The organism is Pseudarthrobacter sp. NPDC092202, from assembly GCF_044755505.1.
GTDB lineage: Bacteria > Actinomycetota > Actinomycetes > Actinomycetales > Micrococcaceae > Arthrobacter.
In genome coordinates this window covers 41,158-48,638 of record NZ_JBIVRG010000018.1, presented here as the reverse complement: position 1 = coordinate 48,638, position 7,481 = coordinate 41,158, and the positions used below count along the sequence as shown (strand labels likewise).

Annotated in this window: 6 protein-coding genes; 4 read left to right on the top strand and 2 right to left on the bottom strand. The window is 68.3% G+C overall.

The genetic code is table 11. The annotated features are described in order from the left end of the window. The first annotated feature begins 254 nt into the window (after nt 1-254). From ACIQF4_RS19355 to ACIQF4_RS19340, 4 genes are read left to right on the top strand one after another with little or no spacing between them, the layout of a single operon-like run. Complete coding sequence (locus tag ACIQF4_RS19355) at nt 255-1,013, top strand: LamB/YcsF family protein (RefSeq protein WP_400517160.1); 759 nt, start codon at nt 255-257, stop codon at nt 1,011-1,013. After that, entirely contained in the window at nt 1,010-2,734 is a 1,725-nt protein-coding gene (locus tag ACIQF4_RS19350; RefSeq protein ID WP_400517161.1) for a 5-oxoprolinase/urea amidolyase family protein, read from the top strand. The genes ACIQF4_RS19355 and ACIQF4_RS19350 overlap by 4 nt, the downstream gene beginning before the upstream one ends. Nucleotides 2,735-2,736: 2 nt before the next feature. Continuing rightward, nucleotides 2,737-4,473, top strand: coding sequence for a biotin carboxylase N-terminal domain-containing protein (locus ACIQF4_RS19345; protein WP_350000699.1), 1,737 nt, complete (start codon nt 2,737-2,739; stop codon nt 4,471-4,473). A gap of 32 nt (nt 4,474-4,505) precedes the next feature. Next, on the top strand, nt 4,506-5,204 hold the full coding sequence (locus tag ACIQF4_RS19340) for a GntR family transcriptional regulator (protein WP_350000701.1): 699 nt from the start codon (nt 4,506-4,508) through the stop codon (nt 5,202-5,204). Between the two features lie 193 nt (nt 5,205-5,397). Here ACIQF4_RS19340 and ACIQF4_RS19335 read toward each other — a convergent pair whose 3' ends face one another. Beyond that, nucleotides 5,398-6,183: a putative hydro-lyase gene (locus ACIQF4_RS19335; protein ID WP_400517162.1), complete on the bottom strand. Its 786-nt coding sequence runs from the start codon at nt 6,181-6,183 to the stop codon at nt 5,398-5,400. Beyond that, nucleotides 6,180-7,397: an NRAMP family divalent metal transporter gene (locus ACIQF4_RS19330; RefSeq protein ID WP_188731787.1), complete on the bottom strand. Its 1,218-nt coding sequence runs from the start codon at nt 7,395-7,397 to the stop codon at nt 6,180-6,182. Before ACIQF4_RS19330 ends, ACIQF4_RS19335 begins: the two co-directional genes overlap by 4 nt. Nucleotides 7,398-7,481: the final 84 nt, after the last annotated feature.

The following is a 7,481-nucleotide window of genomic DNA, read 5'->3' as shown; positions in this document are numbered from 1 at the left end:
CGGCTTTGCGGGGGGGGGGTTTTTGGGGGGGGTCCCCGGGGGGGTGGCCGCCGGGCTTACCGTTTACGTCCCCCCCGGCGGGGGGGGGGGGGGGGGGGGGGGGGGGGCCCGCGGCCCCCCGCTCCTCCTGTTGCATGCGCGGCCGGGAAGGCCCGGCCCGGAAGGTGCCCTGCGCACAATTTGGCCAATATTGTTGAACAATCTGTGATTCTCGTGCATCCTAAAGAGACCACTTCAACGAGACGAGAATCACTATGGCCTTCATTGACCTCAACAGCGACGTCGGGGAATCCTTCGGCAACTGGACCATGGGCGACGACGCCGCCATCTTCCGCTCCGTCTCCAGCGCAAATATTGCGTGCGGCTTCCACGCCGGTGATCCTTCCACAATCGCCCGGACCTGCCGCGAGGCCGTAGCCGCCGGCATCAGCATCGGCGCGCATGTGGGATACCGCGACCTGGCAGGCTTCGGCCGCCGCTTCCTGGACTGCTCCCCCACGGAGCTCGCAGATGACGTGCTGTACCAGCTGGGCGCCCTGGAAGGGATTGCCCGGGCAGCCGGCGGCCGGATCAGCTACGTAAAACCCCACGGCGCGCTGTACAACACCATCGTGACCCACCGGGAGCAGGCGCAGGCAGTGGTGGATGCGGTCAAGGCCTTCGGCGGGGACCTGCCGATGCTGCTGCTGCCAGGTTCGGTGGCGCTGGACGCCGCCGAGGCCGCCGGTTTGCGCGGAGTGGCCGAGGCCTTCGCGGACCGCGCCTACAACCCGGACGGAACACTGGTGTCCCGCCGCGAACCTGGCGCCGTCCTCCATGACGAGGACGCTGTTGCGGCCAACATGGTGCGGCTTGCCACCGAGGGCACCATCGTTGCCAGGGACGGATCCACCATCAAGACCTCCGCCGAAAGCATTTGCCTGCACGGCGATACCGCCGGCGCCGTTTCCATGGCAGCCGCGGTCCGCCGCGAACTGGAAGCATCCGGCGTGGACATCAGGAGTTTCGTGTGAGTTCCCCGGAGATCCGCTGGGCCGGGCCGCGGGCCTTGCTCCTGAAACTGGAGTCCCTTGACGCAGTGCTGTCCCTGCACTCCCGCCTCAGGGAGGATCCGGTGGCGGGCCAGGTTGATGTGCTTGCCGCGGCACAAACGGTTCTGGTTGTCTTCGACTCCCGCGCCAGCGCCCGCAGGGCCCGCGGGCCCCTGGCACGGCCCGGGAGCATGCCGGCAGGCGCCGCGGCCCTGGCGGACAAGCCGGTGCACATTGAGGTTGTGTACGACGGCGAAGACCTCGCCGAGGTGGGCGAACTTACCGGCATGGGGGCCGAGGGCGTCGTCGCCGCCCATACCGGCCAGCTGTGGACCGCTGCGTTCGGCGGGTTCGCGCCCGGGTTCGCCTACCTTGTGGGGGAAACGGACGCCCTGAACGTTCCCCGGCGCGGCACCCCCCGCACGGCCGTACCTGCCGGATCGGTGGCCCTGGCCGGCAACTTCTCCGCCGTGTATCCGCGGCGGTCACCCGGGGGCTGGCAGCTGATCGGGCATACCGCCACGCGGATGTGGGACCTCCAGCGCGAGCAGCCTGCCCTGGTGCGCCCCGGCACCACCGTGCGGTACGTCGCGGTGCGCGAACTCATTGAACTGGCCTGGGCGGAGACGAACCCGGCCGAGGGCAGCCAGGCTGACGCTGCAACTGCGCAGCAGCCTGTTCCCGCAGGCCCTGCCCTGGAGGTAATTTCACCGGGGCCGCAGGCTCTCATCCAGGACCTCGGGCGCCCTGGCCTGGGCGACCTGGGGGTCTCCCCCGCCGGCGCTGCAGATACTGCGAGCGCGCGCCAGGCGAACCGGCTGGTGGGGAACCTCCCCACCGACGCCGTGATCGAAAACGTCATGGGCGGCCTCTCCGTGCAGGCAGTGGGCGAACTGACGGTTGCCCTCAGCGGTGCGGCCACGACGGCGGACATCCGCGGCCAGGGCAGCAGCAGCGATGGCCCCAACAGCAATGACACCAAAAGCGATGGCACCAGCAGGCAGGCGCCGATGTACGCCCCCTTCCCGCTGCACGACGGTGAGACCCTCCACCTCGGCGTGCCGGAAAAAGGCCTGCGCACCTACCTCGCAGTCCGCGGCGGAATCGATGTTCCACCCGTGCTGGGGAGCCGCTCCACGGACCTGATGTCGGGCATCGGCCCGGCCCCGCTGGCTGCCGGGACATTGCTGCCCGTCGGCGCCGTGGACAGCGCCCGGGCGGTGGGCCAGGCCGAACCGCCAGCCCTGCCCGAGGATTTGCTCTCAGCTGCCGGCGGCGAGCCCGTGGTCCTGCGCATCACCACGGGCCCCCGCCACGACTGGTTCACGCCCCGCTCCCTCGAGGCCCTCACCGGCCAGGTCTGGACGGTGACCGCCGAATCGAACCGCATCGGCGTCCGGCTCGGCACCGGGCCGGCCACACCCGGAGCGGAAGCCGGCACACCGCTGGAACGGGCACGGGACGGAGAACTCCCCAGCGAAGGCGTGGTGGCCGGCTCACTGCAGGTCCCGCCGTCGGGCCTTCCCGTCCTGTTCCTGGCCGACCATCCGGTAACCGGGGGCTATCCCGTGATCGGTGCCGTTATTCCCGAAGACCTTCCCGCCGCAGCGCAGCTTCCCCCGGGGGCCACCCTCCGCTTCGTGGAAGTGGACCCCGAAACGCTGCAGCCCCTGGCCCCTCTCCCGAGCACGCGAAAGAAGTAACGATGAAAAAAGTCCTGATCGCCAACCGCGGTGAAATTGCCGTCCGGATTGCCCGCGCCTGCACCGACGCAGGCCTGGCATCCGTGGCCGTGTACTCGGACCCGGATGCGGACGCCCTGCATGTGCGCCTCAGCGACGAGGCGTACGCGCTGGGCGGTTCTGCCAGCTCGGAAACCTACCTGGATATCCCGAAAATCCTCGCCGTCGCTGCCCGGTCCGGCGCCGACGCCGTCCACCCCGGATACGGATTCCTTTCGGAGAACGCGGACTTTGCGCAGGCAGTGCTCGACGCCGGACTGACGTGGGTGGGCCCCTCGCCGGACGCGATCCGCAGCCTGGGCAACAAGGTCACCGCCCGGGAAATCGCGGTCCGTGCAGGCGCTCCCCTGGTCCCCGGTTCCGACGGCCCGGTGCCGGACGCCGACGCCGTGCGCGCCTTTGCCACGGAATACGGTGTTCCAGTAGCCATCAAGGCGGCCTTCGGCGGCGGTGGCAGGGGCCTGAAGATCGCGCACCGGATGGAGGACATCGACGACGCCTTCGACTCAGCGGTCCGTGAGGCAACTGTGGCGTTCGGCCGCGGCGAGTGCTTTGTGGAGCGTTTCCTGGACCGGCCCCGGCACGTCGAGGCCCAGGTCCTGGCCGACACCCACGGCAACGTGGTGGTGGTGGGAACCCGCGACTGTTCCCTGCAGCGCCGCAACCAGAAGCTCGTGGAAGAGGCCCCGGCGCCCTTCCTGACGCAGGAACAGCGTAGCCGGATCCACGAGTCCGCGCGCGCCATCTGCCGCGAGGCCGGCTACACCGGCGCCGGCACGGTGGAGTACCTGGTGGCCCCCGACGGCGTGATCTCCTTCCTTGAAGTGAACACCCGCCTGCAGGTGGAGCACCCCGTCACCGAAGTGACGTCCGGGCTGGACCTGGTACGGGAGCAGTTCCGCATTGCCGACGGCTTGCCGGTGTCCGTCACCGAGGACCCCACGCCCACGGGCCACGCGTTCGAGTTCCGGCTCAACGCCGAGGACGCCGGCAGGGGCTTCCTCCCGGCCCCCGGTCCGGTGGACATTTTCGAGGCGCCCACCGGAGCCGGGATCCGTGTCGATTCCGGAGTCCGGTCCGGCTCCGTCATTCCTGCGGAGTACGACTCCCTGATGGCCAAGCTGATTGTCCACGGCGAGGACCGCCAGCAGGCCCTGCGCCGTGCCCGTGCCGCCCTGGACGAACTGCGGATCGAGGGCGTCCCCACCGTCCTTCCATTCCACCGCGCAGTGGTGCGGGATCCCGACTTCACCGCTGCGGACCGGCTTGGTGTGTTCACCACCTGGATTGAGACCGAGTTCGCCGGCCGCCTGGCTGCCTCCCTGCAGAGCGGCGCCCAGGGCCCCGTGGCCCGGAGGGAAACCCTGACCGTCGAAATCGACGGGAAGGCCGTCCAGCTCGGGCTGCCCGCCAAGGTCTTCCACGCCCTGCTCCATGGCGGAGGCGCCGCCGTCGAACCTTCCTCCGGCCCGGAGGCCGCCGACGCGGACGGCGAGGTCACCGCTCCCATGGGCGGGAACCTGGTCAAGTGGGTGGCCGGTGACGGCGCCGGGGTTGGCGCCGGAGAACCTGTTGCCGTCCTGGAGGCCATGAAGATGGAAACCGTGGTGGTTGCCTCTGCCACCGGCACCTTCCGGCGCGGCGGCCAGGAACCGGGCGCCGCTGTGGCCCGCGGCGAAGTGCTGGGTACTGTCGGCTAGCATCGTTAGTCGAACGGGAATGGGGGAAACCAATGAACACTCCGGCAGACGGTACAGCCGAACACGCACACACCACAGCCTGGATCGCGTCGGTGCTGCGCACCCGCATCGCCGCGGGTGAACTGACCCCGGGCTCCAAGCTGTCCGAGGAGCCGCTGTGCGCAGCGCTGGGAGTTTCCCGCAACACCCTGCGGCAGGCGTTCACCACGCTCGTGGGCGAATCCATCGTGACGCGCATTCCAAACCGGGGCGTCTTTGTGGCCTCACCAGGCGTGGAGGAAGTACGCGAAATCTACCGTGTCCGGCGGATGATCGAGCCTGCCGCTGTCCTGTGGGGCGAGCTGACGCCCCAGGTGCTGGACGGGCTGGAAACCATCGTGGAGCGGGCGCAGCAGGCCCGGGACAGCGGATCCGTGCCTGCCATGGCCGACGCCAACCAGGCACTGCACGGGGCCGTGGTTGCCCTCACCGGGAGCGCTTCACTGCAGGAACTCATGGACCGGGTGCTGGCCGAAATGCGGCTGGTCTTCCACTCCATGGCGTCAGCCCCGGACTTCCACAGCCATTACGTGGACCGCAATGTGACGCTGGTGAAGCAACTGCGCGCCGGCGAACGCCAGGAGGCTGCAGAGGGTCTGCGCGCCTACCTGGACGAGGCCGAAGCGGAGCTGCTGGTGCACCTGGGCGCGGAGCAGGACCGCCGGTCCGAAATGCGCCAGCGCGCCGGATAAGCACACGGCCGAAACGTACAAGTGTGGGGCAGGAGGAAACCTCCTGCCCCACACTTGTTCTTTAAGTTGTCCATAAAGCGCCCACGGCACGGACTTTTCCCAGGGGCGCCTACGGCACGGGCTTTTCAGAGCGGCGCCTACGGCACGGGCCTTTCAGAGCGGCGCCTACGGCACGGGCTTTTCAGAGCGGCGCCTACGGCACCAGGTAATCGCTGTCCCGGGCGTCCGTGATCAGCATATGGCCGGGAGCATGGCCGATCGCCAGCGGAGGCCGCGACTGCATCACTGCCGCCTGCGGCGTCACCCCGCAGGCCCAAAACACCGGGATCTGGCCAGCCGGGATCTCCACGGCGTCGCCGAAGTCGGGCCGCCCCAGGTCGGCGATCCCCAGCTCTTCCGGGTTGCCCACGTGGACCGGGGCGCCGTGGACGGCAGGGTAGCGCGAGGTGATGCGGACCGCGTCCGCAACCTGGGACGCCGGCACGGGCCGCATGGACACCACCATCGGTCCGGACATTGATCCTGCCGGGACACAGGGCCGGTTGGTCCGGTACATGGGCACGTTCACTCCCTGGTCGATGTGCGCTATCCGGACCCCTCCGTCCTGCAGGGCTGACTCGAAGGTGAAAGAGCAGCCGATCAGGAACGTCACCAGGTCGTCCTGCCAGTAGCCGGTGATGTCCGTGGGCTCGTCCACTTTTTCGCCGTCCCTGTAGACGGTGTACTTGGGGACGTCCGTGCGGATGTCTCCGCCGGCCAGCAGCGGCCCGGTGGTTTGGCCCGGTTCGAGGATGCCCAGGATGGGGCACGGCTTGGGGTTGCGCTGGGCGAACAGCAGCAGGTCGAAGGCATGCTCACGCGGAATCGACAGGACGTTCGCCTGCGCGTAGCCGCGGGACCAGCCCGACGTCGGCTCCACGAGTCCGCCGCGGAAGGCCTCGCGGGCTTCTGCGGGAAGGAGGGACGCGCGGCTGATCATGACCACAGCTTCGCCAGGCCCAGCACGGAGTTCCAGCCAAGGAACAGCGTGAGCAGCCAGGTCAGGACGCCGACAATCAGCAGCCACTTGGGGTAGGCGTAGCCGTGCATCAGGTCGCGGCGCCGCCAGGCAACCCAGAGGAGGATCCCGAAGCCCACCGGGAGGATCAGGCCATTGAAGGCACCGGCGAAGATCAGCAGCTGCTGAGGTGCCTGGCCAAGGAACAGGTAGGCCGTGGCGCAGCCTGCGATGAAAACGACGGTGATGAGGTTGCGCTTGCGCTCGGGAGTCCGGGACGAGGTGATGAAGGAAACGGAGGTGAAGGCGGCGCCGATGACCGATGTGACGGCGGCGGCCCAGAGCACGATGCCGAACATGCGGGTACCGATCTCACCTGCAGCCGCACCGAAGGCTTCCGCAGCCATGTTGTTGCTGCTGAGCACCGTGCCGCCGGCCACGACGCCGAGGATGGCCAGGAACAACAGAACGCGCATGATGCCCGTGACGATGATGCCGAGTACCGAGCTGCGGGTGATCTCCTTGACATGCTCAATTCCGGTGGCGCCGGAATCCAGCATGCGGTGAGCGCCGGCGTAGGTGATGTAGCCGCCCACGGTGCCACCAACGAGCGTGGTGATGATCAGGAAATCCACCGTCTCCGGCAGGAAGGTGTTCTTAAGGGCCTCGCCTACCGGCGGAGCGGCAACGATGGCCACATAGATCATCAGCAGGATCATCACGGCACCCAGGAGCACCACAATCCGGTCCAGGGCCATCCCGGCCTTCTTGCTAAGGAAGATCAGGATCGCAACGAGCGCGGACACGGCACCGCCGATCTTGGGATCAACGCCGAGCATGGCATTGGCACCCAGCCCGGTTCCGGCAATGTTGCCGATGTTGAAGACGACGCCGCCAAGGAAGACCAGGCCGGCCAGGAACCACCCGACGCCGGGGATCACCTTGTTGCCGAGTTCCTGCGCCCGCAGCCCCGAAACCCCGATGACGCGCCAGACGTTCATCTGGACCGCGATGTCGATGAGGATCGACGCCAGGATTGCGAACGCGAAGGCCGCACCGATCTGGGCGGTGAAGACCGTGGTCTGCGTGATGAAGCCGGGCCCGATGGCGCTGGTGGCCATCAGGAACATGGCTCCCAGGAGGGCCGTGCGCCGAGCCGAGGAGCTCAGGTTCAGTTTTGTGCTGGTTTCTGCCATGGGTCCGTCCAATATTAAGGGTGACTGGAGTCACAGTGGTCGTCCCGATTGACGATACAGGTTGTTGAACAATCAGCGCAAGGT